This is a genomic window from Mesorhizobium sp. M0029 (assembly GCF_040323735.1).
Classification (GTDB): Bacteria; Pseudomonadota; Alphaproteobacteria; order Rhizobiales; family Rhizobiaceae; genus Mesorhizobium.
In genome coordinates this window covers 496,617-523,572 of the sequence record NZ_JAMYVF010000001.1, presented here as the reverse complement: position 1 = coordinate 523,572, position 26,956 = coordinate 496,617, and the positions used below count along the sequence as shown (strand labels likewise).

The 26,956-nt window shown below is 62.5% G+C and carries 28 protein-coding genes, 1 tRNA gene and 1 pseudogene; 5 read left to right on the top strand and 25 right to left on the bottom strand.

The genetic code is table 11. The features are described from left to right. Positions 1 to 153: 153 nt before the first annotated feature. Together NKJ76_RS02610 and NKJ76_RS02605 are read left to right on the top strand one after the other, a co-directional pair. Positions 154 to 525 carry a response regulator gene (locus tag NKJ76_RS02610; protein WP_023670881.1) on the top strand — a complete coding sequence of 124 codons (372 nt, stop codon included), beginning with the start codon at positions 154 to 156 and terminating at the stop codon, positions 523 to 525. A gap of 373 nt (positions 526 to 898) precedes the next feature. After that, a complete protein-coding gene (locus NKJ76_RS02605) occupies positions 899 to 1,102 on the top strand; it encodes a hypothetical protein (protein WP_155921622.1) in 204 nt (67 codons plus the stop codon). A gap of 169 nt (positions 1,103 to 1,271) precedes the next feature. On the opposite strand, the gene NKJ76_RS02600 is transcribed toward NKJ76_RS02605, so the two are convergent. The 13 genes and pseudogenes from NKJ76_RS02600 to msuE all read right to left on the bottom strand — a co-directional run bounded on the left by NKJ76_RS02600 (position 1,272) and on the right by msuE (position 14,173). Continuing rightward, positions 1,272 to 1,457 (bottom strand): hypothetical protein, encoded by a 186-nt coding sequence (locus NKJ76_RS02600; protein ID WP_023681021.1) that lies wholly within the window; start codon positions 1,455 to 1,457, stop codon positions 1,272 to 1,274. A gap of 188 nt (positions 1,458 to 1,645) precedes the next feature. Further along, positions 1,646 to 1,840, bottom strand: coding sequence for a hypothetical protein (locus NKJ76_RS02595; protein ID WP_023697124.1), 195 nt, complete (start codon positions 1,838 to 1,840; stop codon positions 1,646 to 1,648). 1,083 nt (positions 1,841 to 2,923) lie between these two features. Then, positions 2,924 to 3,371: pseudogene (locus tag NKJ76_RS02590) on the bottom strand (flavin reductase family protein). Between the two features lie 84 nt (positions 3,372 to 3,455). Then, positions 3,456 to 4,886, bottom strand: a complete 1,431-nt coding sequence (locus tag NKJ76_RS02585; protein ID WP_023817735.1) for an FAD/NAD(P)-binding protein — start codon at positions 4,884 to 4,886, stop codon at positions 3,456 to 3,458. Further along, complete coding sequence (gene ssuD, locus NKJ76_RS02580) at positions 4,883 to 6,058, bottom strand: FMNH2-dependent alkanesulfonate monooxygenase (protein ID WP_352536719.1); 1,176 nt, start codon at positions 6,056 to 6,058, stop codon at positions 4,883 to 4,885. Before ssuD ends, NKJ76_RS02585 begins: the two co-directional genes overlap by 4 nt. A 33-nt stretch (positions 6,059 to 6,091) precedes the next feature. Beyond that, a complete protein-coding gene (locus tag NKJ76_RS02575) occupies positions 6,092 to 7,339 on the bottom strand; it encodes an SfnB family sulfur acquisition oxidoreductase (RefSeq protein ID WP_352536718.1) in 1,248 nt (415 codons plus the stop codon). After that, the gene (locus NKJ76_RS02570; protein WP_352536717.1) at positions 7,336 to 8,127 is read right to left on the bottom strand and encodes an ABC transporter ATP-binding protein; all 792 of its coding nucleotides are present in this window, start codon (positions 8,125 to 8,127) and stop codon (positions 7,336 to 7,338) included. The genes NKJ76_RS02575 and NKJ76_RS02570 overlap by 4 nt, the downstream gene beginning before the upstream one ends. A gap of 65 nt (positions 8,128 to 8,192) precedes the next feature. Further along, positions 8,193 to 9,524 carry an ABC transporter substrate-binding protein gene (locus NKJ76_RS02565; RefSeq protein ID WP_352536716.1) on the bottom strand — a complete coding sequence of 444 codons (1,332 nt, stop codon included), beginning with the start codon at positions 9,522 to 9,524 and terminating at the stop codon, positions 8,193 to 8,195. Between the two features lie 50 nt (positions 9,525 to 9,574). After that, entirely contained in the window at positions 9,575 to 10,624 is a 1,050-nt protein-coding gene (locus tag NKJ76_RS02560; protein ID WP_352536715.1) for a branched-chain amino acid ABC transporter permease, read from the bottom strand. 3 nt (positions 10,625 to 10,627) lie between these two features. Beyond that, entirely contained in the window at positions 10,628 to 11,524 is an 897-nt protein-coding gene (locus NKJ76_RS02555; RefSeq protein ID WP_023739618.1) for a branched-chain amino acid ABC transporter permease, read from the bottom strand. Next, entirely contained in the window at positions 11,524 to 12,426 is a 903-nt protein-coding gene (locus tag NKJ76_RS02550) for an ABC transporter ATP-binding protein (RefSeq protein ID WP_352536714.1), read from the bottom strand. Before NKJ76_RS02550 ends, NKJ76_RS02555 begins: the two co-directional genes overlap by 1 nt. Positions 12,427 to 12,478: 52 nt before the next feature. Continuing rightward, positions 12,479 to 13,579, bottom strand: a complete 1,101-nt coding sequence (gene sfnG / locus NKJ76_RS02545; protein ID WP_352536713.1) for a dimethylsulfone monooxygenase SfnG — start codon at positions 13,577 to 13,579, stop codon at positions 12,479 to 12,481. Between the two features lie 24 nt (positions 13,580 to 13,603). Next, the gene (gene msuE / locus NKJ76_RS02540; RefSeq protein ID WP_023670623.1) at positions 13,604 to 14,173 is read right to left on the bottom strand and encodes an FMN reductase; all 570 of its coding nucleotides are present in this window, start codon (positions 14,171 to 14,173) and stop codon (positions 13,604 to 13,606) included. Positions 14,174 to 14,559: 386 nt separating this feature from the next. Between msuE and NKJ76_RS02535 the strand changes: the two genes are divergently transcribed. Next, positions 14,560 to 14,709, top strand: a complete 150-nt coding sequence (locus tag NKJ76_RS02535; protein WP_352536712.1) for a hypothetical protein — start codon at positions 14,560 to 14,562, stop codon at positions 14,707 to 14,709. A gap of 237 nt (positions 14,710 to 14,946) precedes the next feature. On the opposite strand, the gene NKJ76_RS02530 is transcribed toward NKJ76_RS02535, so the two are convergent. The 10 genes from NKJ76_RS02530 to NKJ76_RS02485 all read right to left on the bottom strand — a co-directional run bounded on the left by NKJ76_RS02530 (position 14,947) and on the right by NKJ76_RS02485 (position 24,605). Further along, the gene (locus NKJ76_RS02530; protein WP_352536711.1) at positions 14,947 to 16,185 is read right to left on the bottom strand and encodes a Zn-dependent hydrolase; all 1,239 of its coding nucleotides are present in this window, start codon (positions 16,183 to 16,185) and stop codon (positions 14,947 to 14,949) included. Continuing rightward, complete coding sequence (locus NKJ76_RS02525) at positions 16,182 to 17,030, bottom strand: BtpA/SgcQ family protein (protein ID WP_023686761.1); 849 nt, start codon at positions 17,028 to 17,030, stop codon at positions 16,182 to 16,184. The genes NKJ76_RS02530 and NKJ76_RS02525 overlap by 4 nt, the downstream gene beginning before the upstream one ends. Continuing rightward, the gene (locus NKJ76_RS02520) at positions 17,027 to 17,938 is read right to left on the bottom strand and encodes a ribokinase (protein WP_352536710.1); all 912 of its coding nucleotides are present in this window, start codon (positions 17,936 to 17,938) and stop codon (positions 17,027 to 17,029) included. The genes NKJ76_RS02525 and NKJ76_RS02520 overlap by 4 nt, the downstream gene beginning before the upstream one ends. Positions 17,939 to 17,940: 2 nt before the next feature. Further along, positions 17,941 to 18,711 carry a glutamine amidotransferase gene (locus NKJ76_RS02515; protein WP_352536709.1) on the bottom strand — a complete coding sequence of 257 codons (771 nt, stop codon included), beginning with the start codon at positions 18,709 to 18,711 and terminating at the stop codon, positions 17,941 to 17,943. Positions 18,712 to 18,720: 9 nt separating this feature from the next. After that, the gene (locus NKJ76_RS02510; protein WP_352536708.1) at positions 18,721 to 19,830 is read right to left on the bottom strand and encodes a phosphotriesterase family protein; all 1,110 of its coding nucleotides are present in this window, start codon (positions 19,828 to 19,830) and stop codon (positions 18,721 to 18,723) included. A 1-nt stretch (position 19,831) separates the two neighbouring features. Then, a complete protein-coding gene (locus NKJ76_RS02505; RefSeq protein ID WP_352536707.1) occupies positions 19,832 to 20,842 on the bottom strand; it encodes an ABC transporter permease in 1,011 nt (336 codons plus the stop codon). Then, the gene (locus NKJ76_RS02500; RefSeq protein WP_502897520.1) at positions 20,839 to 21,639 is read right to left on the bottom strand and encodes an ATP-binding cassette domain-containing protein; all 801 of its coding nucleotides are present in this window, start codon (positions 21,637 to 21,639) and stop codon (positions 20,839 to 20,841) included. The genes NKJ76_RS02505 and NKJ76_RS02500 overlap by 4 nt, the downstream gene beginning before the upstream one ends. 95 nt (positions 21,640 to 21,734) lie before the next feature. Beyond that, positions 21,735 to 22,676 carry an ABC transporter substrate-binding protein gene (locus NKJ76_RS02495; RefSeq protein ID WP_352536705.1) on the bottom strand — a complete coding sequence of 314 codons (942 nt, stop codon included), beginning with the start codon at positions 22,674 to 22,676 and terminating at the stop codon, positions 21,735 to 21,737. A 141-nt stretch (positions 22,677 to 22,817) separates the two neighbouring features. Next, the gene (locus tag NKJ76_RS02490) at positions 22,818 to 23,435 is read right to left on the bottom strand and encodes a cupin domain-containing protein (RefSeq protein ID WP_352536704.1); all 618 of its coding nucleotides are present in this window, start codon (positions 23,433 to 23,435) and stop codon (positions 22,818 to 22,820) included. Between the two features lie 939 nt (positions 23,436 to 24,374). Next, complete coding sequence (locus tag NKJ76_RS02485; RefSeq protein ID WP_352536703.1) at positions 24,375 to 24,605, bottom strand: hypothetical protein; 231 nt, start codon at positions 24,603 to 24,605, stop codon at positions 24,375 to 24,377. A 137-nt stretch (positions 24,606 to 24,742) separates the two neighbouring features. Between NKJ76_RS02485 and NKJ76_RS02480 the strand changes: the two genes are divergently transcribed. Further along, complete coding sequence (locus NKJ76_RS02480) at positions 24,743 to 25,291, top strand: tyrosine-type recombinase/integrase (RefSeq protein WP_502897528.1); 549 nt, start codon at positions 24,743 to 24,745, stop codon at positions 25,289 to 25,291. A 22-nt stretch (positions 25,292 to 25,313) separates the two neighbouring features. Here the strand turns inward: NKJ76_RS02480 and NKJ76_RS02475 are convergent. After that, positions 25,314 to 25,389 (bottom strand) — tRNA-Ile (locus NKJ76_RS02475). Positions 25,390 to 25,524: 135 nt separating this feature from the next. On the opposite strand from NKJ76_RS02475, the gene NKJ76_RS02470 reads away from it, so the two are divergent. Further along, positions 25,525 to 26,235, top strand: a complete 711-nt coding sequence (locus NKJ76_RS02470) for an SIMPL domain-containing protein (protein ID WP_352536702.1) — start codon at positions 25,525 to 25,527, stop codon at positions 26,233 to 26,235. Positions 26,236 to 26,494: 259 nt separating this feature from the next. On the opposite strand, the gene NKJ76_RS02465 is transcribed toward NKJ76_RS02470, so the two are convergent. Then, positions 26,495 to 26,839 carry a hypothetical protein gene (locus NKJ76_RS02465; protein ID WP_023672466.1) on the bottom strand — a complete coding sequence of 115 codons (345 nt, stop codon included), beginning with the start codon at positions 26,837 to 26,839 and terminating at the stop codon, positions 26,495 to 26,497. Positions 26,840 to 26,956 lie beyond the last annotated feature (117 nt).

Here is a 26,956-nt window from a genome sequence, read left to right as displayed (position 1 = left end):
ATTCAGCAAGTGGTCGGTGGAAGCGCCTCCGCTCCAGCATCAGCCTCACCTTGCTGCATGGAGAGGTTACCTATAGGTTTGCGGACATGTCGAAACAACTGTCCGAAGGTCTCGGATCGACATCTCATTTCCGGTCAATCGCAGAGAGGGGCCGTGAGCGAAAGCGTGAGTGTTCTGATTGTTGAGGATCAATGGCTAGTCGCGCAGGACACTGCCGCGCGGCTGCGTCGCGCCGGTTATCAGGTGGTCGGACCTGTGCCGTCGGTATCCGCCGCTCTGCGTCTTGTCGAATCGGACAAGATTGACGTGGCGTTGCTAGACATCCAGCTGAACGGTGAAACGGGTCTGCCGGTGGCGAGGATATTGCAGGCGCGAGGCATCCCCTTTGCCTTCTTGTCGGGATTTGGCCCCGCCGACGTTCCCGCGGCTTTCCGCGACTGCAGATTCCTGCCGAAGCCGGCAACCGATGCTGTCATCCTTGCTGCTGTCAGCGAGTTGGCGTCCCTGCGCACAGCTTCGCGCTGACATTCGCTCCGCCGCATTATTACCGGAGTTGCGCCCTGGCGACCTGGTAGGCCGGACGAGGTCAGTCTCACAAAGGGCAACATTGGCGCTTTGGCCATGAGGACGGCGGACTACGACCGGCGAGGACGGAAATTCAGCGTTCAAAAAGCATCCGCCGGGGTTCCACTTCTCGGCCTGTTGGCGGCGATTTGGACTTAGGTCCGATCCCGGTCGCCAGAGGTCGGATTGCGGAACATCTGCCAAGGACCCACGTTCGGGGTTTGAGCACGGAGGTGCCGGCCGATCTCGAAGCGCAAGTTTCACGGGCAACTGTTGGGGAGTGTCGCCTAGTGCCGATTTCAAACGATATGGGGGACGAGCACCTGGAACTGGAATGTCCAAACTGTTCTCATGTCATCATAAAAAAGGGATCGTGGTTGAAGGTGATATCCAACTTCAACTGCACCCAATGCCATGCAAAAATCAGAATTGGTTATATGACCAAGCTCGCGCTTTTCGAGAAAAAAAGGCAAAGCATGAACCCGGCTGCGCAGTGAGCGTGCTGGCGGCCCGACAGTCGTTTGGGGTGGTGCGTTGAACCGTCGGGCCTGACCGGCCCGATGGCGGGGGAGCCAGGCCGGCTGGGTGAATCGTATACATTAGATCATGCTTATCAAGCCCAAATCCGCGGCGCGACATCCCTGGTGGGCAACGGTGACCCGCGCCAGTATACGCGCTAGCAGGAACGTCGGCGTTCAACATGCCGCTCATTCGTAAAGAGTGCGAACAGCTTCATCAAACAGCTCCACCTCGGCTTCAACCTTTTCAGCCGCTTTATCGACCTTGTCGAAACGCTTCAGCATTCGATTGTGGAGCATGGACAAGCGTGCGGCATGGTAGACCACGCTGCGCTTGTAACCTTCAGAGTCGAGTGGTTCGAACAACATTGTCATGGCAGAAATCCTCAATGTTTTCCGTCCTGCAATCCTTCCCTAGTAAACCGCCAATTAACTCTTTCGTTCCGCTGGTGATGCGAAGGCGCCCGAATGAATAACTCGTTGCGCTGTCTCCAGACTGCACGAGCGTGCTTCGTCTGTCTGAGGTTGGGCCCCAAGGCTTGCGCTTGCCTCGCCTGTTCGGCTCATGCTGCGTCAGTCACGACATCGACGGCCAGCTTCAGTTCAATCGCTTTGGGCGTGAGTTGAATACCGGCGCTGCCAAGAATTGCCGAATGATCATCCTGCTGTGGTGGGACCGCCGAACCCGTCAGGAGCGACGAACCGAGCCGGCTTGGATAGTCGCCCCGCCGCAAGGACGCGAGCGGATCGAAGATCACGTCGGCAGGTGCTCTGCCCTCTCTGGGAAGCCGGCGCCGCGCGCACTTACTGAAAAAACCCAAACAGAATAAGAGCGAGAAAGGCAAACAGCAGCGCTGCAGCCGCTAGCAACACACCTTTGTTGGAGCCCCGCCGAGGTTGAGGGTCAGGCACGAGTTTTTTCCGGTTTGGGAGTTCATTCATTGGACATTAATTTGCGGCTGCAAATTAGGTTCCGCTCATGCTTGGATGCCTACAATGCCGCCCCACAGCGCCCTACAGGCGCACGACCTTCGCTAGCCATAGGCGTATCCGCTGGCCTTCTGCAAAGGACAACGCGAACGATTCCTGATTGAATGACCGGGCAATTTCCTGATCTTTCTCATTGATTTCGTTTAGCTGGTTTACTTACTGATGTTGCGAACGACAGATGTCGCCGAAACCACAACGTAGAAACACGGCGACTGCAAATCCTAGTTTAAGTCACTCGAGCAGAAGATCGGAGCGATGCCTATGTGCCGCCGAAGCGCAAGAAGCCGCTGCGGGACATGCCAGTCTCGCCAGCGCTAGTTAGGGCTGCCGGCGCGAATCTAGCGTTTCTTCGGCTTCGGCGTGATGTCCTGCGACCCGCGCCTTGTCGCCATTTTTCGCGAGAACACCAGATTTTGCCTTGTCCTTACTGGTCGGCAACTCTGGACCGCAGCGACCGACGGCGCCGGGCGCCAGTGGCAGATCGGTCGTGGCCTTCAACGGCAAGCACCGCATGCGCGCGGGCATGACTTCTTCGTTGCCGTAGCAATCGCAATCGGCTGCCCAACGGCAGTGCCTGGCCGCTACGCGCCACGGAAGAATTGTTCCTCTCAAGCCTCTTGGCTGGAAAAGGGCTTCCGCAAGTTCAACAACAACGCGCAAAGCCCGTATTGGCTCACATCCAAACAATCGCACATAGTGCTCCCGCGCCATCTCGGTCGCGTTTTCGCATTTTGGGTGTGTGCGGCGCGTCTCGGCGAAGGGCTATGGAGAATTCGTATTTCGTTCCTTTCGCCGCCTTGAATGAGACCAAGAATTTCATGGCTGTCAGAAAACGACACGTATCAACCCGCTCACGACGATCCATAGGCGCCGTGATGATAGATCAGTGCCGGACCGGGCTCTCCGCTCACCACATGCCGGACGCTGCCGAGTATTAGCGCATGGCTGTGGCGAACTATGGTATCCTCGACGGTGCAATCGACCGCGGCAAGCGCACCTTCGAGCGCCAATGCGCCGCTTGCAAGGGTGGACCAGCGTGCACCCTCGTAGCGAGCCTGCCCCTTGAGGCCGCCTCGACCAGCAAAACGGTCGGCAACCGCGATCTGGTCGGCGCGTAGCACATTCACGCAGAAGTGCCGATGCCGGCTGATGGCTCCATGTCGACGAGCTCAGGTTGATGCTGACGACCATCACCTCCGGTTCGACCGACAAGGAATGGGCTGTGGTAATTGTTGCGCCCGTCCGCTCGTCGCCGATGCCTGCGGTGACCACGGACACGGCTCCGGCCAGGTGTCGCATCGCAAATTTCAGGGGAATCCGGGTTTCATCCGGCAGAATGCGTTCGGCTAGTGTCATCTGGATAGCCTCATCGTGTTTGCACATTCACGACGCCCTGCGACGCAACGCCGTCTGGTAACCCAACCATTGGTGAATTTCGGTGGCCATGCTCTCGGCATGGGCGGTGACTTCAGGGATGCCCATCAGCTCGCCGACGCTGCCGCGCGCCAGCGGTCCGCTGATGAAAATATTGTCGGCCGGGTGACCTGACTTACCGACCGCGCGGCCGTGGCTGTCGGTGTCGAGACCAAGGCCGGTTGGGTCAAGACGGACCAGGCCCAGATGTCCAAGGGCGGCAATCGCCGTGTTGGTGCGAAGAATGTCCGCATGCGCCGGCCCGGTCGTCACGATCACGCTGTCGAACGTCTCAACGATGAGGTCGTGTCGGCGCCTTGACCGCTGCGTGACGCGGATACGTCCGTCGGCCTCTTCGGCCTCGACAATCGATCCGGCGCGATAAGCGAGCGTCCCCTCGTCAAGGCGGCGATCCAGCACGACTGCTACCTGTGGCGCGATGCGGAAACGATGCACGTCCCAGAGCGCGCGAAGATGGCGCACCACGCGGCGCTGCTCGGCGAGCGGCAAGGCCTGCCAGATCAACTGCCCCTGACGCCGGACAGCGTCGAGGACCGGATACCAGTCTTCGCCCTGTCGCGTCGCTGCCGCGATCGTGGCCCGGATGCGCCTGAGCAGCACCGTGGCGCTGCGTAAAGGCAGGCTGGTGAAGTCGCCTATCGGGTCGCCCTGCATGGCGGCCTGCACATGCGAGCGATAGCCATGGCGCGACAGTGCCGTGATGCGGCCGCGATGACCTCTACGGTCGAGGGCTGCAATGACGTCGGCCGAGGTCAGACCGGTGCCAACAATGAGAACACGGTCGTCGCGGCCGATCGCCTGCAGCCGTTCGAGATCGTAGGGATTGGCCACCAATCCGGCGACTGAGGCCACGCTGCGCAGCGGCGCCGGGAGGGCCGGCAATGGATGCGTCGCCGCGATCACCACAGCATCGGCGGAAAGCGTTGCGCCATCGGACAGGACAAGCCGGTAGCCCTCGCCACTGCGCTCGACCCAAGCAACTTCGGCCCTGACATGGCGGATCGCCTTGCTTTGCAGGAAGGGCTGCAGGTGGGATTCGACATAGCGGCCGAAGACTCGACGCTGCGGGTAAATCGCGCCGCTGGCGGCAATGGCCTGCGTATCGTCCAGAATAGCGCCGGTCTGCTCCAGCCAGTCGGAAAAATGGCCCTCCTCACCTGAGATCAGCGTCATCCTGGACGCCCGCACGTTGATGCGGTGCGAGGGATCGGCCGTCGAATAGGCCAGACCATAGCCGAGCGCCTCGCGCGGTTCGACGACCACGATATCGGCTGCATCGGCGGGCAGCAGCCGCGCCAGGTGAAACGCGGTTGCGGCGCCGGAAAAGCCGCCGCCAATGATGGCGACCGTCAGTTTCCCAGCCCTGCGGGAAGCGCTCAAGACTGGCTCGCGCGCAGCGCCGATGGTCGATGATCTCCGGCCACCGTTTCGCCGAACGGTCCCATGTTCACCGTCGTCGGCCGGGTCGAGATTTCGTGATCGAGCGGCAGCAGCGGCAGCACCAGTTCGCCGAAGCGATAGGCTTCCTCCAGATGCGGATAGCCGGACAGGATGAAGGTATCGATGCCAATCCTTCGGTATTCGTCGATCCGTTCTGCCACGGTCGCCGCGTCACCGACCAAGGCGGAGCCGGCGCCGCCGCGCACGAGGCCAACGCCGGCCCAAAGGTTCGGGCTGATTTCGAGCTTGTCGCGGCTGCCGCCATGCAACCGGCTCATGCGCGACTGGCCAACCGAATCCATGCGGGCGAAAACCTTCTGTGCCTCGGCGATCGTCTTGTCGTCGAGGCGGCTGATCAGCCGATCGGCATCGGCCCAGGCCTCGTCATTGGTCTCGCGAACGATGACATGCAATCGGATGCCAAAGCTCACTTCGCGGCCGGCCTTTTCGGCAAGGCCGCGCACATGCTCGACCTTGGCGGCGACGTCCGCCGGCGGCTCGCCCCAGGTGAGGTATTTGTCGATCTGCTCGGCGGCGACCGCATTGGCCGCGTCCGACGAGCCGCCGAAATAGAGCGGCGGGTGCGGCGTCTGCACCGGCGGGAACAGCAACCTGCCATCTTCGATGCGGAAATGCTTGCCTTCGAAGGCTACGGTTTCGCCGCTGAGCACGGCCTTGTAGATGTCGAGAAATTCCCGCGTCACCTCATAACGCTCGTCATGGCTGAGGAATATGCCATCGCCCTTGTTCTCGACCGGATCGCCGCCCGTGACCACGTTGATCAGCAAGCGCCCGCCCGAAATGCGGTCGAGCGTCGAGGTCATGCGCGCGGCGAGCGTCGGCGACTGCAGCCCTGGACGGACCGCAACGAGAAAGCGAAGTCGTTGCGTCAGCGGCGCCAACGCCGACGCCACCACCCAGCTGTCTTCGCAACTGCGCCCGGTCGGCAGCAGCGCGCCATAATAGCCGATGGCGTCGGCCGCCTTGGCGACCTGGGTGAGATAGGGCAGGTCGACCGCCCTGCCGCCCTCGGAGGTGCCGAGATAGCGGCTGTCGCCATGGGTGGGCAAGAACCACAGGACCTTGATCCTGTCGGGGGTGGCAGTGCTCATGAATAGTCCTTTGTGACTTTACGGCGTTCCCGCTCAGCTCCAGGCGTGGAGGGGCGGGTTGACCTCGTTCAGGTAATAGTTGCCGAGGATCGCGTATTTCCAGCGGACGGGATCGTGCAGGGTGTGGGTGCGCGCATTGCGCCAGTGGCGGTCGAGATTGTGCTCGGCCAGCGTGGACCGCGTGCCGGCGAGTTCGAACAGTTTGTTGGTGGCGGTGATGGCGATCTCGGTGGTGAGGATCTTGGATTCGGCGACCGCGATCTGCGCCTCCGCGACCGTCTTCTCGTTAGGATCGGCCACGGCGCGGTCGACCGCAAGGCCGGCCTTTTCCAGAATAGCCTCGGCCGCATTGGCGCGCAGGCGAAGGTCGCCGATCGCCTGGATCGTATAGGGATCCTGCCAGGCATTATCGACGCCGCTGTCGATCCACGCGCGCGACCTGGTGCGCACGAAGCTGACCGTCTCGTCGATCGCCGCCTTGGCAATGCCGAGATCGACCGCCGCCTGGATGATCTGGAAGACGGGTCCGTCGGCTGTCGGTTTGTCGTACCCCTTGTAGCCGGGGACGAGATGCGTCTTCGCCACCTTCACATTGTCGAGCAGGACCGTGCCGGAGAGCGTCGTCTTCTGGCCGAAGCTCGACCAGTCATCGATGACGGTCAGTCCGGGCGCGCCGCGATCGGCGATGGCATACCAGGCGCGCCCCTCGTCATCGAGCGCCACAATCGGCACCAGATGGGCGAGCAGGGCGCCGCTTGAATAGAATTTCTGGCCGTTGACCACGACATGGTCACCGGCATCGACAAACTTGGTCTCGAAGTCGGCGGCACGCCTGGAGCCGAACTCGGAAAACGCGTTGCCAAAGCGCGTGCCGGACAGTGCCTCGGCGAAGAGCAGCTTTTTCTGCGCCTCGTCCGAAACCGTGCGGATGGCGGCGACCACGCCGAGATGGTTTTGCGGAATCTGGCCAAGCGAGGGATCAGCCGCCGAGATGATGGTGATCACCTTCGACAGCGTCACATAGGAAACCTCCGGCCCGCCATAGGCCTTCGGCACATTGATCGACCACAAGCCGCTCTGCGAAAAAGCATCGAGCTCTTCCTTCGGCCAGATGCGCTCGCGGTCCCGCTTCGAGGCTTCCCTAGCGAATTCAATGGCAAGTTTTTCGGCGATGGCGACCGCCTCGGCATCGGTCTTGATGATATGTGCCTTGGCCGACGGGCGCTCGACCGGAGGCACGGCGACGCGCGCGTCGGACGGCTGCTTGGATTGGATGGTCATGCTGCAGTCTCCTGGGGAAAGTGTTGCGATGGAAGCGGCGCGCCGCCGAGATAGTAGATCTTGATGTCGTCGCGCTGGCGCAGGTCGGCAGCCGACCCTTCCAGCACGCTTTTACCGTTTTCGAGCACGGTGGCGCGGTCGGCATATTTCAGCGCCACCGCCGAATTCTGCTCGGCGACAAGGATCGAAAGACCCTCGTCCCGATTGAGCCGCTTCAAGGCGCTGAAGATCTCGTCGACGATCAGCGGCGCGAGCCCCATCGAGGGCTCGTCGAGCACGAAGAGTTTCGGCCGCGACATCAGTCCGCGACCGATCGCCGTCATCTGCTGCTCGCCGCCGGAGGTGAGGCCGGACCGCGTGCGCCGTTTCTCGAGAAGCCTCGGAAACAGCGCGTAGACACGCTCAAGGTCGGCCTTCACGCCAACGCGCGAGGATGAACGCCCGAGCGCCCCGGTCAGAAGGTTCTCCTCGACCGTCAGCGAGCGAAAGCAGTGCCGGCCCTCGAGAACCTGGACCAGGCCCTTGCGGACGAGGTGCGAGGGACTTGCCCTAGAAACATCCTCGCCATCGAAAATGATCCGGCCGGCAGTGACGGAGCCGCGCTCTGCCGGCAGAAGATTGGATGCGGCGCGCAACAGCGTCGTCTTGCCGGCGCCGTTGGAGCCGAGCAACGCCACGATCTCGCCCTTGCCGACCGAGAGGTCGACGCCATGCAGGGCGGCGATGGCGCCGTTGTAGACGGCCTCGACGCGGCTGATCGACAGGATCGGATTTTCCGGGCTGGACATCGATAACTCCGCTGCGAAGATGGATGGCACGGCCGGCCCGCGGGCCGGCCGTGAGCTCTTCAAACTCAGTTGCTGACCACAGCATCGGCGTCTTCGGCCGTGCGGATCTTGAGGCCCTTTTCCTTGGCATAGGCCTCGGACGACTTCTCGATGATCGGGCGCAGCAGCTTCCAGTCGGGCGCGATCCAGTCGGACACGACGTTCCACTTCTTGCCGTCCCACTGCTGGAAGGTCACGTAGCCGTCACCCTCGTGATTGTCCCAGGAGACGTTGATCGAATGGAACAGGTCCTTGGCACCGAGTGCCTCAACGCGCGCCGGGTCGAGCTTGAGATGTTCGAAGCCCCAGCGAACCTCGTCGCCGGTCAGCGTGCGATTGCCGAACTTGGCCTGCGCGATGCGGATGGCTTCGACATTGAGGATGCCGTTGACGATGCCGAGATTGTGGTAGACCGAGCCGATGCGGCTCTTGTCCTCGAGATTGCCCTTGCCGGCATCGTAGACCGTCTTGACGATCTCCTTGACGACCGGATAGTCGGCGCCCGACGCCTGGGTGGTGATGGCAGTGTAGCCCTTGGCGGCGTCGCCGGCGGGGATGACGTCCTCTTCGGAGTTGGACCAAACATTGCCGACGATATGATCGGCCGGGAAACCGGTCTTCTGCGCGGTCTTCAGCGCAACCGGGTTCATCACGCCCCAGCCGCGCAACACGACATAGTCGGGGTGCTCGCGACGGATGGTTAGCCACTGCGCCTGCTGCTCGTTGCCCGGATGCGGAACTTCAATCTGCGACAGCTCGAAGCCGTATTTCTGCGACAGCAGCTCATAGATAGGGATCGTCTCCTTGCCGTAGGGCGAGCCGTGATAGAGCACGACGATCTTCTTGCCCTTGAGCTTGTCGAGGCCGCCTTCCTTGGAGGCGATGTAGTTCACGATGCCCGATGTTTCGCTGTAGGGGTTGAGCAGCAGGGGGAAGACGTAAGGGAATACCCGGCCGTCGGTGGTGTCGGTGCGGCCGTGATTGATGGTGATAAGGGGCACCTTGTCGTCGGTGATGCGGTCGATCATGGCGTAGGCGATGCCGACCGAGAGCGGGTTCCAGGCAGCGATGCCGGGATTGCTCTTCAAGCGCTCATAGACCTCGACGCCCTTCTCGACCTCATACTGGGTTTCGCCCTCGCTCCAGGTCAGCTTGACGCCATTGACGCCGCCGTCGCGGATGTTGATCAGGTTGAGATAGTCGATGAAGCCCCCAAAGAAGCCGGTGCCGCCGGCGGCATATGGGCCAACGCGGTAGCTCTGCAGCGGGAAATATTGTTCGTCGGCATGCACGGCTGTCGCGCCGAGCACGAAAGCGGTGGCGATCGCCGCTTTCTTGAGGTGACTGAAGAAGGTCATGAGTTGCGTCTCCTGAGGTTTTGGGTCCGTGAGAGAATGTCGAGCGGCGCTCAGCTGGACCTTGAGCCGATCCGTCGTTTCAGGCGGTCGAAGAGGGCCGACAGCCCGTTCGGTTCCGCGATGAGGAAAATGATGATGAGCGCGCCAAGCACGATGCGCTGGCTCATATCGAGCACACCAGAATCGAACAGGCCGCCGAACACGAAGGCGCCGAGCCGAGACAGAACGAGCGGGAAGACGACGATGAATGCGGCGCCCAGAAACGCACCGCGTATCGAAGCCAGCCCGCCGATGATGATGATGAACAGGATCTGGAACGAGCGGTCTAGATTGAAGCCGGCCGGCTCGACCGTGCGCAGATAGGTGAAGGCCCACAGCACGCCGGCGATGCCGATGATGAAGGACGAAATGGCGAACGCCAGCAGCTTGGTCCGCAGCACCGGCACGCCAATGACGCGCGCGGCGGTTTCATTGTCGCGCACGGCAATGAAGTTGCGGCCGGTGGCGCTGCTGACCAGCCGCCAGACCAGTGCCGTCAGCAAGGCGACGGTGGTGACGGAAAGTAAATAGCGTCCGGCGGCACCGTCGAGCGAAAACCCGGCAACGGCAAGGTGCGGTGCAGAAATTACCCCGGACGGATTGTCGTTGGAGAACCAGCCGAACTTGGTCAGCGCCCACTGCACGAAAAACTGGGCGGCGAGCGTCGAAACGGCGAGATAGAAGCCGCGCAGGCGCAGGCTCGGCAATCCGAAGATGACGCCGATTCCGGCGGCCGAAATCCCGGCCAGGATCATGGTGGCAGGCAGCGGCAGTCCTTCGACTCGCAGGTTGAAATTGTATGCGGCGAAGGCGCCTACCGCCATGAAAGCGGAGGAGCCAAGCGAAAGCTGGCCGCAATAGCCGGTCAGGAGGTTGAGGCCGACTGCCGCCAGGCAGAGCGCAAGGAACGGCAGCAGGATCGCCTCGACCAGATAGCTCGACGCAAAGGCCGGGACCAGGCCGTAGACGACGACGATCGCCACGGCCGGCAAAGCTAATTTCCGGGCGAACCTCAGCCAGTCGATTGGAGCCCTTGCGGCATCGAGCGCTTGCACGGCCATCGGTCAGACCCTTTCGACGGTTTTCTGGCCAAACAGGCCGGAGGGACGCACCAGCAGCACGACCAGCGCCAGCGCATAGGCGAACCAGCCTTCGATGCCGCCGCCGACGAAGGGGCCGAGATAGACCTCGGCGAGCTTTTCGCTGGCGCCGATGATCAGGCCGCCGACGATGGCGCCAAGGATGGAATCGAAGCCGCCAAGCACCAGCACCGGCAGCGCCTTCAACACGATCAGTGACAGCGAGAACTGGACGCCGAGGCGGGCACCCCACAGCAGTCCCGCGACCAGCGCCACGAAGCCCGCGGCCGTCCACACCGTTCCCCAGATCCGCGGCAGCCGCAGTCCGACGGCAAGGGCCGCGAACTGGTCGTCGGCGACGGCGCGAAACGCCAGCCCGATCCGCGTCCAGTAGAAGAAGGCGCTCAAGCCCGCCACCATCGCTGCGGCGATGCCAGCTGCCAGAAGGTCGAACGACGAGATCAGGATGCCGCCGACCTCGAAGGGCGTGTCGTCGATGCCGAGATCAAGCCCGTGCACCTGCGTGCCCCAGATCAGTTGGGCAGCGCCCTCAATGATGTAGGACAGGCCAAGCGTGGCCATGAACATTGTCATCGGCGAGCGGTTCACCAGCGGCCTGAGCACGGTTCGCTCAATTGTGAAACCCAGCGCGACCATGACTGCGAAGGTGATGAGCAGCGCAAGCGCAAACGGGATGCCGCGTTCGACCAGGCTGACGAAGGTGAGTGCCGCAAACAGCACCATCGACCCTTGCGCGAAGTTCAGCACACCCGACGTCTTGTAGATCAGCACGAAGCCGATGGCGACGAGCGAATACATGACTCCCGACAACAGGCCGCCGACCAGCACTTCGACGACGAAGAGAAAATCATAGTAGCTCATCAGATGCCCTCGCCATCCTCGCCCTCGGCGGTGCCGAGATAGGCCCGGACCACGTCCGGATCGGCGCGCACTTCGGCCGGCGTGCCGTCGGCGATCTTGCGGCCGTAATCGAGCACGGCGACGCGGTCGGATAGGCCCATGACGACCCCGATGTCGTGCTCGATTAGGATGATGGTGACGCCATGCCGGTCGCGCGCGGCGCGCACGAACCCGGCCATCTCGGCTTTCTCGGTCGCCGTCATGCCCGCCATCGGTTCGTCGAGCAGCAGGATCTTCGGCTCGGCAACCAGCGCTCGCGCCAGTTCGACCCGCTTCTGCAAGCCGTAGGGCAGCGTCGCGACCAGCCGATCGGCGACCGTTTCCAGATGCAGGAAGGCGATTGTCTGGTCGACCTTTTCGGCAATCGCAGCGTCTTCGCGCCTGGCGCGTGGCAGGCCGGCAATATGTTCGACGAAACTGGCGCGCCTGGTGTGGACGCGGCCCGACGCGATGTTGTCGTGCACGGAAAGCCCGGGAAAGAGCGCCAGGTTCTGGAAGGTGCGCGCGACGCCCAGACGTGCCAGACGGTTCGCGGGCACACGGGAGAATGACTGGCCGGCGATCGCGATCTTGCCGTGGTCGGCGTGATAGAGGCCGCTGATGATGTTGATCAGCGAGGATTTGCCTGCGCCGTTGGGGCCGATCACGGCGCGGATTTCGCCGCTCTTGACCTCGAGGTCGACATCGCTCAGCGCCGTGACACCGCCAAAGGAAATGCCTACCCTGCTCAGGGCCAGGATTGCATTGACCTTTGCCGACAGGCGCGCCGGGCGCGCCTCCTCGACGGAAGCAGCGACAGCAAGAATGCCGGAAATTTCGGGTGCACGCTCGTATGCGGCTGCTCCCAGCGAAGCACCAATCATGACACGTTCCTAATTTTTGAAGGAGTGCGCGGTCCGAAGGCCGCGCCCTGACCTATTCGGCGGCGACAAGCTCCCTGTCGCGCGCCGCTTCCAGTTCGCGCACCAGCGGGATGATGCGCTTGCCGAAGAACTCGACCTCTTCCTGGAAATGCAGGAAGCCGAGCAGGATCAGGTCGGCGCCGGCGTCCTTCAGCTTGAGGATGCGTTCGGCGATCTGTTCCGGCGTGCCAATCAGATTGCTGCGGAAGCCGTCATTGTATTGCACCAGATCCTCAAGGGACGATTTCGCCCAGTTGCCCTCGCCTTCCGGCGAGGCCTTGCCGGCGTTCTTGACCTGGTCGGCGAAGCCCTGCACCGCTTCGGGATTGGCCTGGGCGACGATCTCGTCCAGCACCGCGCGTGCTTCTGCCTCGGTTTCGCGAGCAATGGCAAAGGCGTTGACGCCGATCTTCACCTTGTGGCCATTGGCCTTCGCCTTGGCCTGGATGTCGTCGACCTGCTTCCTGATCTCTTCGGGTGTGTTGCCGTTGGTGAAATACCAGTCGGACACCCGCGAAGCCATGTCACGCGCGGCGCGCGACGAGCCGCCCTGGAAAATCTCGGGCTGCGGATCGATCGGCTTCGGCTTCATCGAGTAGTTGGTGAAGCGATAGAAGTCGCCCTTCAGCGTGAAATTGTCCTCGGTCCAGATGCCGCGCAACGCACGGATGAACTCCTCCGAGCGGCGGTAGCGCTCGTCATGGTCGAGCCACAGCTCGCCGATGGCGGCGAACTCGCCACGGAACCAGCCGCTGACGACATTGACGGCCACGCGGCCATTGGTCAGGTGGTTGATGGTGGCGATCTGCTTGGCCGCCAGCGCCGGGTTCCATGGACCGGGCAACACGGCGGCAATCACTTTCAGCGTTGTGGTGGCGGCCAGCAGCGCGTGGCTGAACGACACGGATTCGTGCTGGTTGTCGGCGCCGTAGCCGGCGGTGAAGCGGATCTGGCTCAGTGCGTAGTCGAAGCCGTTGGCCTCTGCGATCTGGGCGAGCTTGCGGTTGTAGTCGATGTCCCAACCGGTCCGCTGCTCGATGTTGGAGATGACCAGGCCGCCGGAGACGTTCGGAACCCAGTAGGCGAATTTCAGGCCGTCGGAATGAGACGTCATGTCGTTGTTCCCTTTTTGGTTGGCTCAGCCGACGCGCGCTGCGGCGGCGGCATTTGCATGGTTGGAATTGAGCAGTGAAACCGCTTCGGATGCGGCCCGTGAAATGCGTTCGCGTATCGCCTCGCCGACGATTTCGGCGCCGATGAAATCGTCGGGCGCCCCATAGACGCCGGTCGGTACGGTGACGGCGCCGAAAAAGCCGAATAATGGCCGCAACTGATGTTCGAGAACCAGGCCATGGTATGGACTTCCGCCTGTCGCCGCGAGAAGCACGGTCTTGCCGGCGAGCGCGCGATAGTCGACGAGGTCGAACAGGTGCTTGAGGGCGCCGGTGTAGGAAGCCCGATAGACAGGCGTTCCGACCACGAGCAGATCGGCCTTCTCGACACGCTGGATAATCGCTTCGCCGGACGCGCCGAGGGCGCCACGGGACAGTCCGACGAAAAGCGAAGGCGCCGCCTCGGTGATTTCGATCAGGCCCGTGTCTGCCGGGACGCGCAGCGCGACGTCCTTGACCAGCGCGTTCACCACCGCGGTTGTGCGCGATGGCGTGCTTACGCCGCCGGATATTCCGAGAACCGATAGCCTTGCCAACTCGTCAATCTCCCAGACCCTGCATGCGCATCGGTCATTTCCAAACCGGGGCAGACGATATTCGACAAAATCTATAGAGATAAGGAACGACGTTTCGATTTTTCGCCTTTGGCGAGAAAAATCCGGTTCTGCTAATGTGCGGTAGCAACGTCCATCTGGCGATGGCCGGGAAGGATCAAAACGGCTCGCAGTCATCTATCGACATTTTTGAAAGCGCCGATGCCTTTGGGCAATAAGGTTCGTTGCCATGATGCCTGGCGTCGCCGTCGCGCAATACTACGAAGCGGCCTCCCTTGCCGGCGACATCACCAGTTTCTGGGTGCCCAATCGGGATTGTCTCTTTCCATGGTGCGCGACATTGGCTTTAGGATTAACCGCAGCGACAGTTGGGACACACGCATCCTTGTGGACGCCTCGAGTGCGACAACGTCCAGCAGCGCTGGACGGCTGGACGGCGCCAGTTGCTCGCGATCGACACGGGCAAGCTCTATGGCGGGCGTGGGGATTTCCTGCCGGTGGCCGAGGCGATAGCCTAGCAGATTCGTCACCGCCTATATCGCCCACGGCGTCAATGACGGCCCAGGGATCTGGTGGGCTTTTCTGCTGGGTCAGGTGTTGAATGTGGGCCGATCGTACGTCCGCGATCAATCCGCCGCAGCTCGGCGGCCTTGACCACCCGTTGCAGCCCGCCGACGTCACGAAATGACGGACGGGCACCAGGAAGTCCCACGGGTTGCCTCTTCACGCCAGCACGCCTGTGCCACCGTCGCTGCCTAAGAGGCGGCGACGGTGGCCGCTTGAAGCAGAACCCGCGCGCCGGTAACCGCGTGGGCAGGCTCCACATATTCCGCCTCGTTGTGGCTCAGCCCGTCACGGCACGGCACAAAGATCATCACGGCAGGCGCCACCCGGGCGAGGAACAGCGCGTCATGGAATGCACCCGAGATCATCTGTTTGTGCGGCAGCTTTAGGCTATTGGCGGCCTCCTCGACGGTTTTGACCATATCGGGAGAGAATGCCGCCCCCGGCATGTCGAACGACCGACTGATCGTTACCGTGCAATGCTGAGCTTCTGCCTCCGCCGCGCACACCTGGCGCAGTTCTGCTTCGATGGCATCGAGCCGCTCTACCCGCGGATGCCTGATATCGACGGCGAAGACCACAGACTGCGGTATGGCGTTGATCGATCCCGGCTGGGCGGTCACCCGGCCCACCGTCAGCCTTGCCCTGCTGTCGAACGGCATGATCGTCGTCTGGAGCCTGTGAATCGCGGCAACGGCCGCGACCATCGGATCCCTACGGTAGGCGAGGCCGGTTGTACCGGCGTGACCGGCGGCGCCCTCAATGCAGACCTCCAGCCAGCGCGTACCTTGCACGGCTGTGACGATACCGATCGGCAACCGCTCCTTTTCCAGCGATGGTCCCTGTTCGATATGCAGCTCGATGTAGCCGGATATCGGCATGCCGAGGGGGCGAAGGGTTGCCTCTGGCAAGGCGGAGATCGTTGCCCCGAGCTCCTCTGCGAGGGACGCACCGTCGCTACCGACTATGGACCGCCATGCGCAAATGTCGGCTCCGGTGAAGGCCATGGAGCCCATGACACCCGGCGTAAACCGGCTGCCCTCTTCATTGGCCCAGGCGACGACCTCGATCGACATCCGAGTCTCGGCCCTCGCGTCCTCCAGCGCTTCGAGCGCCTCGAAGGCGGAAAGCGTGCCGAGCGCTCCATCGAAGCGCCCGCCGGTCGGCTGGCTGTCGAGGTGGCTGCCGATAAGCAGCGGCGGCAGGGTGGCATCCGTGCCCTCGCGGCGGATGAAAAGGTTTGCCATGGCGTCCTGGAAAACCGCGAAGCCGCGCGCGAGCGCCAATTCCGCCAACAGGCGCCGGGCGCCGCGATCCTCGATGCTGAACGCCTGTCGGTTTACGCCACCGGCTGGCGTCGCGCCGATCCGGGCGAAGGCATCGAGCCGGCCCAGCAGCCGCTCGCCGTCGATCTCCGGCACTGAAGTCACCGCTTGAGGCCGCGGATGAAGGCCTTTACCCGTTGCGGATCGACCTGATTCCACCACACTCCATCATGTTTCAGCGAGCTGGCGACAATGACGCCGTCGACGATGTCCAAGATATCGTTGGCGTTGTCGGGTGTCACCCCGCTGCCGACAAGCGTCGGCAGTCCGGCGGCGTCCTTGATCATCCTGATGTAGCTGAGGTCGGCGGCGTGGCCAGTGCGCTGGCCGGTGGCGATCACCGCGTCGGCATCGAAGAACACGAGGTCCTTGACCTGCTCCTCGATCGGCCGGTCGCCGACGATCGCATGGGCGCCATGCTTGACATGCGCGTCGGCGAAGATGCGGATGCCGTTGGCCCGAAGTTTAGCGCGGAAACGCATGGCGCGCGCCGCTTCGCCTTCGATAAGGCCCTCATTGGCGACATAGGCGTTGGCCCATTGGTTGACGCGCACGAAGGCTGCACCGGAGGCACTGGCGATCGACAGCGCGGGAATGGAGGCATTGGCAAGCACATTGATGCCGATCGGCCGGCCGAGTTCGCGGCGGATGCGGTCGGAGACGACGGACATATAGGCTGAAGTCTCCGGCCCAATGTCATCCGGCTTGGCAAAAGGCACGTCGCCGTGGTTTTCGACGATCACGCCGTCGCAACCGCCATGCAGATAGGCTTTCGCATCGTCGAGGCCGCGTTGATATATGGCCTCGACCGCCTCGCCATCGTAGCGCGGCGCACCCGGCAAGGGTGCAAGGTGAACAACGCCGATCACCACCTTGCTCCTGCCGAAGATCGACTGCAGCACATCATCCGCGACCTGGCCAATGGGTTTGGAGTTAGGGGAATTTGTCATGCGGTTTTCGCTTCCGTCGTTTCCATAAGCACTTTCATTTCCCGTCTGTCGGGGCAGGAACCGAGGGTGCCGGCGCGCCCGACCGAGATGGCTGCGGCGCGGACCGCAATCCGCGCTGCCGCGGGGAGCTCCATGCCGGCCGCAAGGCAACCAGCGAGGCAACCGCAAAAGACGTCGCCCGCGCCGCTGGTGTCTAGCACGGCCACCCTGGGCGCCGCGATCCGGTCGATCCGTCCTTCGCCATCGGCGACAAGGCAGCCGAGTGCGCCAAGCGTCACGATGGCAGCGCCGGCGCCCTGACGGATCAAGTCGCGGGCCGCCATGGCAGGGTCGCCAGCCCCGGTCAGTTGCGCCGCTTCGCCCGCGTTGGCGATGACGACGCTGACGTCGCTCAAGCCCGGTGTGTGGTCGGCCGCAAGCGGGCTCGGATTGAAGATCGTCATCGCTCCCGCGCCGCGCGCCACCTTCAGGCAAGTGGCCGTCATATCCGGAGCCAGATTGCCCTGAAATACCACGATATCGCCGCGTTCGATCGCTCGGGTAAAACCGCTGTCGGCCATAGGATTGTACGCGGCGGCGCAACTGGCTCCGGTGACGATCAGGTTCTCGCCCCGCGCATCGACCATGATCGTTGACCGATCGCTGGGCAGTGGCAGTACCGCCAGATGGCTGGCATCGAGATCGCGGCTCAACTGCTCTGCGATCCAGGCTCCGGCGGGATCGTTGCCGATCGCGGCACGGAAGCGAACATCGGCTCCGATGCGCGCCGCGGCCACCGCCTGGTTCGCACCCTTGCCGCCAAGTCCGTCAGCATGTTCCGATGCGTTCAGCGTCTCGCCCGGCTGGGGAAACCGCTCCAGCCGAAACGTTGTATCGACACAGACATTGCCGACGACATGGACGCGCATGGCTAATCCCTGGCCGTTGCCCAGCCTAGCATCTGTTCGAACAACGTCTTGTAGCCATTCCAGGCGATGAAGCCCGGCGGCAGCCAGTGCGGGCCGACATCCGACGTCCAGGCGACGGTGCGGCCTTGGCCATATTTGCCGGTCGCCAGCAGCGGCAGCGAACGGTAGTCGGAAGAGACGGTGGCGAGAACTTCCGCGCCGTCCTTGACCGTGACCTCGTTGAAGCCAAGCAGGATTGGCCAATCCTTGCCGAGGCCCTTGAGGATCGGATGGGTCTGCGGGCCGACGACGACCGGCGCATAGCCTTCTGGAACCTCGACACGGTCGTCCACCGGCAGGCAGATGACCGGCAAAACGTCCTCAACCGGCGTCTTGTGATAGCGCGCGCCGCCATTGATGCCTTGGAAGCTGTAATAGCCGCCGAACATCAACAGGCCGCCGCCATTGCCGACATAGTCGCGCAACAGGCGCAGCCGGTTCGGCGTCGGTTTGGAGTGGATCCAGGTATCGGGGTGAAGCAGCAGCGTGTTGGCTCCAAGATCGGAGAGCACGACCGCGTCGAAGGCCGAAAGCGCTTCCATGGTCTGCGGGAAATTCCGCTGTGCCTCATGCGCCGGCATGAAGGTGACGTCGAACAGGCTGTCCTTCAGCGCGGCCAGCAACTCATCGGCACCGGTGTGATAGGTCACGGTGGGAAACTGATCGAAGCCTTTGATGTGGGTCGCGGTCGAGACCCAGGACTCGCCTGCGAGAAGAACCTTCCTCCTGGACATGTAGTCTCCCTATCTTGTTTTGGAGCCGCGGCTGAGGCCCTCGGCGAACACAGTCTTTGGATTGTCGATGAGCATCGTGTCGATTGCCGACTGCTCGACACCATGGCGTTTCAGTCTCGGCACGAAATGCTTGAGGATGAAGCCGTAGCCGAAACCGCCGAAGCGGGTCAGCATGATCTTGAGAAAGACGTCCTGCGACAGCAGAATCCGGTCGACCAGACCCATGTCGATCAGCGAACGGATCGCCTGCGCATTCTGCTCGTCGGAGGGCGATTGCGCGTCCTGGTCGGCATAATAGAAATCCATGCCGATCATGTCGTATTCCAGGAAGGCGCCGCGTGCGGCCAGGCTTTTCTGGTAGGTGAGATCGTTGTGGCTGGGGTTCATGTGGCAAAGCACCGTATGCCGGAGATCGGCGCCTTCCGCTTCCACAACGTCAAGCACCTCATGCGCCAGCCGTTCCCAGCCGGGCAGATGGATGGTCAGCGGCACGCCGGTGATTTTCGCCGCACGAGCCGAAGCCCGCAGCGACTTGCGCTCCTCGTCGGTGAAATCCTTGCTGACGCCGACCTCACCGATGATGCCGGCCATCACCTCGGGCTGCGTCGACCCGCCGCCGACATCGTTGACGAGGAATTCGGTGACGTCGTCGACGTCCATCGCCTTCAGCCAGTCGGGGTGGGTGTGCTGCAGATAGAAGCCCGTCCCCATGACAATCCGCAGTCCCGAGGCACGGGCGATGCGCGCCAGCTTCACCGGATCGCGGCCAATGCCAATGTTGGTCGCATCGACCACGGTATGGCCGCCGAGCGCCCGGTACTTCGCCAGTTCCGACAGCGCCAGGTCGCCGTCGTCGAGCGAGACGTTGTCGCGGTTCATGTAGGGGTTCATCCGCAACTCGCCGATGATCTCCATGCTGACCGGCTGCTCGGCGAGCTTCTTCTCGTCGGGATGGCAAGGGCATTTCCACGATGTCGCGCCATCGAGCAGGATATGCTCGTGCATCAGCGTCACGCCCATATCGGCGATCGCAACCGGGCCGGTAACGGTCATAACGGTGCCGGAGGCAACGCCGATCGGCGCCCGTTCCCTTGGCTTGTCGTCGAACAGATGATCCATGTCAGCGGCTCCGCGTTGCGCCCTTGAACAGGCGGAAATTCAGCCAGATGGCAACGAGGATGATTGTGCCGGTAACGATCGGCGTCAGGAAGGGCGACATGTGCGCCAGGATCAGGCCGTTGCCGATGACCGCGACGGTCAACGCGCCGAGCACAGTGCCGACGATCGTACCGCGCCCGCCGAACAGACTGGTGCCGCCAAGCACCACGGCGGCGATGACATCGAGCTCGAAACCCTGGCCGGCATTCGACGAGCCGGAACCGAGCCTGGCGGCGAGGATGATGCCGGCCACCGCCGCCGCCATGCCCGACAGGATGTAGACGAAGAGCGTCATGAAGCGCGTATCGACACCGGCGCGGCGCACGGCTTCTGTATTGGCGCCGATGCCGGTGACATAGCGGCCGAACGGCGTCTGGTTGAAGGCGAGATAGGCAATGATCAGCACGACAAGGGCGAGCAGCGCCGGCACCGGCACACCGAGAAACCAGGCCCTGCCGATGTTGACGAAGAAGCTGGTCGGTTCGACCGGGATCGAATAGCCGCCGGTGATCAGCAGCGCTACGCCGCGGATGACCGAGAGACCGGCAAGCGTGACGATGAAGGCCGGTATCCGCTCATAGGCGATGAAGAAGCCGTGCAAGGCGCCGATCGCAGCACCAAGCGCCAGCATGGCGATCACGACCAGCGGCCATGGCAGGTCGGCCTGCAGGAAAACCGCCGACAGCGTTGCCGTCAGCGCCAGCACGGAGCCGACCGAGAGGTCGATGCCGCCGGTGGTGATGACGAAGGTCATCGCGGCCGCAACGATCAGCAGCGGCGCCGACTGGCGCGCGATGTTGAGCAGATTGGGCGTCGTCAGGAATGAACCGGTGATCAGCGAGAAGACCACGCAGACGACGATGAAGAACAGCGCAATCGAGACGACGCTGCCATTGGCTAACGCCACATCCTTCCACGTTCTGTTGTGAGCGCGTTTGGGCGAGGCGCCAACACCGGCGGAGGTAACGTTCATGGTTGGACCCCCTCATCGCGGCTTGCGCGGGCCGAGCGCGCGGTGAATTTGCGGCCGACGATCAGGTTGACGACCTCCTCGATGCTGGTCTCGCCGATCTTGCGCTCGGCGACATTGCGGCCTTCGTACATGACCTGGATACGATCGCAGACCAGGAACAGGTCCTGCAGGCGATGGGTGATGAGGATGACGCTGACGCCCCGGGCGCTGACGGCGCGGATGAGTTCCAGAACCGCCTCGACTTCCGCCACCGCAAGGGCGGCCGTCGGCTCGTCCATGATCAGCACCGAGGGGTCGAAAGAAGCCGCGCGGCCGATGGCGATCGACTGGCGCTGGCCGCCGGAGAGGTTTTCGACCTTGAGCTTGGTGTCGGCAATGACGATGCCGAGCCGGTCGAGCATCTGTCGCGTCTCGCCATGCATGCGCTTGTTGTCGAGAAAGGGGACGCCGAGAACGCGGCGACGCGGCTCGCGGCCGAGGAAGAGATTGCCCGCCACATCCACCGTGTCGCAGAGCGAAAGGTCCTGGTAGACCATCTCCACCCGCGCGGCGCGGGCATCGGCCGGCGACGAGAAAGACACCGCCTTGCCATTGATCTCGATGGTGCCGGCATCAGGAATGACCGCACCGGACAGCACCTTGCTCAAGGTGGATTTGCCGGCGCCATTGTCGCCGACCAGACCGAGCACTTCGCCAGGCTTCAGGTTCAGCGAGACATCGTCCAGCGTCTGGATAGGGCCGTACCGTTTGGAAATACCGGTCATCCTGACGCGGTAGGTCTCGCCATCGCTCATCATGGTTCCAATTCTCTGGGCGCGACATGTTCAATTGGTCGCGGGGCTGCGCAGGCAACCCTCGGGTCAATGCGCAGCCCAGCGGTCCGGGGAGGATACTACTTGAACATGTCCTTGAACTGGCCGACATTTTCCTTGGTCACGATGGTGATCGGAACGTTGATGATCGGGTCGATCTTCTCGCCCTTCTTGAGCTTGACGAAAGCTTCGATGGCAGCCTTGCCTTCACCGGCCGGATCCTGCTGGACGACAGCGACCACCCAGCCCTCTTCGAGACCCTGCACCGCCGACTTGGTCAGGTCCCAGCCGAACACCTTGACGTCGCCCGTACGGGCCTGGCTGGAGACGGCGGAAACCGCGCCGAGCAGAGCCGGCTCGCCGGTCGCGTAAAGCGTCGTCATGTCAGGATTGGCGGTCATCAGGTTTTCGGAGGCGGACAGGGCGACGTCCTGGACGTTCTGGCCGTCGACCGTGTCGAGGAAGGTGACCTTCTGGCCGCTGTCGGTGACAGCCTTCTTGAAGCCGTCGAGGCGCTGGTTCTGGATAAACGAATTGAGCGCGCCAACGACGCCGATCTTGGCGGTGCCGCTCAGCTTGGTCTTGACGTATTCGGCGTAGAACTTGCCGATATCCTCGCCTGCCTTGGTGTTGTCAACGCCGACGAAGGCGACGTTGTCGCCATTTGGGATCTGCGCGTCAATGGCGATGACCGGAATGCCGGCGGCTTTGGCCGCGGTGATCGCCGGCTTCACACCGTTGACATCGATGGCGACGAGAATGATGCCGTCGACCTTCTGGGTGATGTAGTTCTCGATGGCGTCGTTCTGCGCGCTTGGTACATTGTTGGCGTTGAAGATGACGAGGTCCACGCCGGCAGCCTTTGCGGCAGCCGTTGCGCCGTCATTGATCTGGTTGAAGAACAGGGCCTGCTGGTTGATGGTCACCAGCGCATAGGTCTCGGCCATGGCGGAAGCAGAGCCGAGGGCGAGGGTCATGGCGAGGGCTGCGGCGCAGCCTGAAAGGATCTTGGTAAGACGCATTCCGGTTCCCCTTGGTTTTCTCGAAAAGGCCCTTGATCGGGCTCACCTGGCGCCTGAGCGCAGAGCATATTTCAAGATGCTTGATTTCTTGTCAAGTGACTTGAATTGGCATCAACGAAGACAAATGAGGGGCTCGCCCGATCAGAATGTTGCCGGCGTGTTCACCCAGAAAATGCTGGCGCGTTCGTCGCCGACATTGCGGTACCAGTGCGGCAGTTCGGAATTGAAGACGAAGGAATCGCCGGCCGACAGGCGAAACGTCTTTTCGCCGACCATCAATTCGATCGCACCTGCCAGGAGGTAGCCGACTTCCTCGCCAGCGTGCTGGATCGGGCCGGCGCTCTCACCTCCCGCCTCGATGTGATGGATGTTGCACTGCAGGAGATGGCCGGGCGAATACGGAATGACGCGCTCGAGCGAAATGCCTTCGCCGCGCCGAAGCGGATCGAGCGCGATCAACGGCCGCGATCCAGCCCGAAAGACGATGCCTTCCTCACCATCGGATTCCTCGAACATCCAGCCAATGTTGGTGCCAAGCACCTCGACAAGCCGGTGCAGCATGGGAAGCGAGGGCGAGACCTTGCCGTTCTCGACCTTGGAAAGCAGGCTTTCAGAGCAGTTCGCGGCGGCAGCTAGCGCCTTCAAGGTCAGCCCACGCGTCTGCCGGGAGAGTTTCAACCGTATGCCGAGCCGCAGAAGGCTGGTGGCGGTCGAGCGCTCGTCGCCGCCCTTGCTGTTTTGGGTGTCCATCTTGTTCATTTGGGGACGCGAACATCTCCGCTAGTTGGGCTGACTCGTAAAACTGATCCCAGGCGTTGTCCATCCTGTGAAAAAACGGACGATGCATCCAATCGACTCGGCTGGGCTTTTCAAAACCATCATCCCCGACCAAACGCTACGACGCCTTCGGCGCATTTGCGAGTAACTGCCCGATGCATGCCGCAGAGGTACCGTCATCGACCACTGATACCACAGCAAGATGCCTAACTCCTCGGGAGAGCCGCGTTAGCTGAGCGTGAGCAACTCGCCTCGCGCAACTCCCACAAGCGTGTGGCTGGCGCGCGGCCACCCGGGGAGCCTGTTTGGGATTCACCTGAACTACATTCCCGGCAGCTTCCGCCCAGGGACCGGTCCGGGATCGCCGCCGATTCTGTCGAGGAGCAGGCGTTCCTGGATAACGGCGTCGCTTTCTCGACCGAGGAAGGCGTCTATGCGTCGCTGCAGGCGACCAAGCCGCAGACGCTCGCCTTCGCGCTCCGCGACAGCCCGCCGGGCTGGCGGCATAAGACCGCCGCTTGCCAGCTGACCGATCGGCGTCATACGCGATCGCGTATACATCAATTTTATGCGCAACTCCGTATATTACGATCAATACGCGATCGCGTATATTGCGAGCATGGAGGCCCATCATGACAGACCAGATCGCTCGCAACGAAAAACAACTCGGGGCCATCCTGCGCCGCGCCCGCAAGAACGCCGGGCTCACGCAAGGCTCGCTCAGCAACCAGATCCAGCTGCGCCCTGGCGCTATCGGACGAAGGAGCGTTTGGTCAGTCTGCCTGCTCCCAATCAACCGGGATTTAAGGACGCATACCAGGCAGCGGTCGAAGGCCGAAAGTCCCCAAGCCACCCGTCGTCCAAATGCCTGGTGCCGCCCTGCCAGGCACATTTGGAGCGGCCTTTCAACGGTTGAAGATCTCAGTCAAGTGGTTGGCGCTTGACGAAGCCAGCAAGCGCAAGAACACGCGGCTGATTGAAGAATTTCTGGAACTGCGGGTGGTCCCAGATCACGCACTGATTTGGCGCGACGTACCGGTTAAGAACCTTAGGCGTATCCATATTGAAGAGCTTCTTGGCCGCTTCATCGCCACACCCCCCAAGCACCTGCTGGTGGGCATACGCAAGCTGGTCTATGTAGCACTGCGACAAGATTGGATCAAATCGATCCCACAGCAGCGGTCGAGTGGCGCCCGGCCTATGTCGGTTGGAAAGCCTGGTCGCGCGAAGCGATGGCGCAATTTGAAAACCGTTGGCACTTGGGCACCGCAGCACGCACTTGCTATGGTTTGGGGCTTTGGCTCGGCAACCGCCGCGGCGACGTCGCGGGCCTGCGCTGGGACCAGAGGGTCACCCGCCGTGTCTTCATCGATGGCGTCGAGCGTCACTTTGACGGGTTTGATATCGTTCAGGGGAAGAACAAGGGACGAACAGGCGGCAAACGGCTTTTCGTGCCGATCACGCCGATGCTGTCCGAGATCCTGGATGCGGCTGACAGGCGCGGCGAGACCGTCTTGGTCAACGCCTATGGGGAGCCCTTCTCCGCCAAGTCCTTGACTGGAATGATGGCGCATTGGTGCAAGCTTGCCGGTCTTCCGAAGGGCCTTACCCTGCATGGTTTGAGGAAATCGCTCGGTGTTTATCTGGCGGAGGCCGAGGCCTCCACCAGGCAGATGATGGACGTCCTCGGTCACGACGATATCGATCATGCGGAGCTCTATTCGCGCGAGCATAGCAGGTACGGCTGGCGGTCCAGGGGATCGAGTCGTGCGGCTGGTCACGCGCAAGCCGATGCTTGGCGAACCTGTTGGCGAACCTCGTGGCGAATCACCCTATAACCACATTGATAAATAACGATAATGGTGGGCCCGGAGGGACTCGAACCCCCAACCAAGCGGTTATGAGCCGCCGGCTCTAACCATTGAGCTACAGGCCCCACGCGCGCTGGATTAGTGTTTTTCCTTGCGCGGCACAAGGCTTTCCGGACGGGCTGGCCGAGATCGCCCAAATCAGCCCATATTCGCGCCCTAGTCGACAGGCGCGACTGGACCGCACACCGAGGAGATTTTTCATGACCAGACATATTTTGCCGCTCGCACTTGCCGCCGCGATCGCTTTTCCGGCGATGGCAAGCGCTGCCGATTCGCTGCCCCCGCCCCGCATCATCGTGTCGGGCGAAGGCCAGTCGACCGTGGCGCCTGACCTGGCGCTGCTGACGCTCAGCGTCATGCGCGAGGCCAAGACCGCACGCGCGGCACTCGACGCCAACAACGACGCCATGGCCGCCGTGATCGCGGCAATGAAATCGGCAGGGATCAAGGACCGCGACCTGCAGACCGCCGGCATCCAGATTAACCCGCGTTACAACTACACCAACAAGCCCGACGGCAGCCAGGAAGCCGAGCTTGTCGCCTACCAGGTGACCAACACACTCTCGGTGCGCATCCGTGACATCGACAAAACAGGTGAGATTCTCGACAAGGCTGTGTCGCTCGGCGTTAACCAGGGCGGAGGCATTTCGTTCTCCAACGAGGATCCGAAAGCTGCCGTCACCGAAGCCCGCAAGAAGGCGGTCGCCGATGCCATGGCCAAGGCCAAGACGCTGGCCGAAGCCGCCGGCGTCAGCATAGGCCGGGTGCTGGAAATCACCGACCAGAACGTTGCGCCGGCGCCGATGCCGATCAATGCCAAGGCCTTCGATGCGGCAGGCGCCGCGGTTCCCGTGCAGGCCGGCGAGAATGCCTACGCCGTGCAGGTAACAGTGATATTCGAGCTCAAGTAGCAGGCCGCCGGGCCGGCCGCGGTTCTGCTGAACCCGTCGGCCGGAACCGCAGATTTCCGACATGAAAAACCCCGGAGGGCTGGCCTCCGGGGTTTTTTCGAGCCGCACCTTTCCGCGGAGGGAAAGGGGCTCCTGGCTAACCCTAGAAGGGTCATGCCGCTACTCCAGGCTGATCCTCGCAGAGGAACATGCCTCCGGATCGACCTTCGCAGAAGGTCGTATCTCAGACTGATCTTCGCAGAAGATCAGTCTGGTTCTCTTAGCGATAGATAACCGGGCAGCCGCGCTCATTGGCGAACACGACCACTACTCGATCGCCATACTGGCGGCCGGCGACCTTCACCACGCGGCGATTGACATCGACGATGCGGACGCGGTGCAGGCCCATACGCTCGGCCTTGTCGAGGGCGCGATCCGGCGAGCAGCGGCGCCAATTGCGGTCACGGCGAAAGCCGTCCTCATCGTCGCCGGTGTAGACGCCGACGCGGCGGTCGTGGTTGTTGCCGAAGCCGAGATAGATCGAGTCCGCCTGAGCGGGCACTGCGGCAAGGGTGCCGAGAGCTACGAGACCCGAAAGGGCTGCCGTCTTGAATGAGTTGAACATTGTCTTCTCTCCTTGTTGAGGGCTTGCGCCCGTCTTGGTCGAACCGATGGGGGGAGAATGCTCCTTGCAATCTGAACTCTTCGCGAACCGGCCGTTCATTTTCGGTTAATCTGCCCG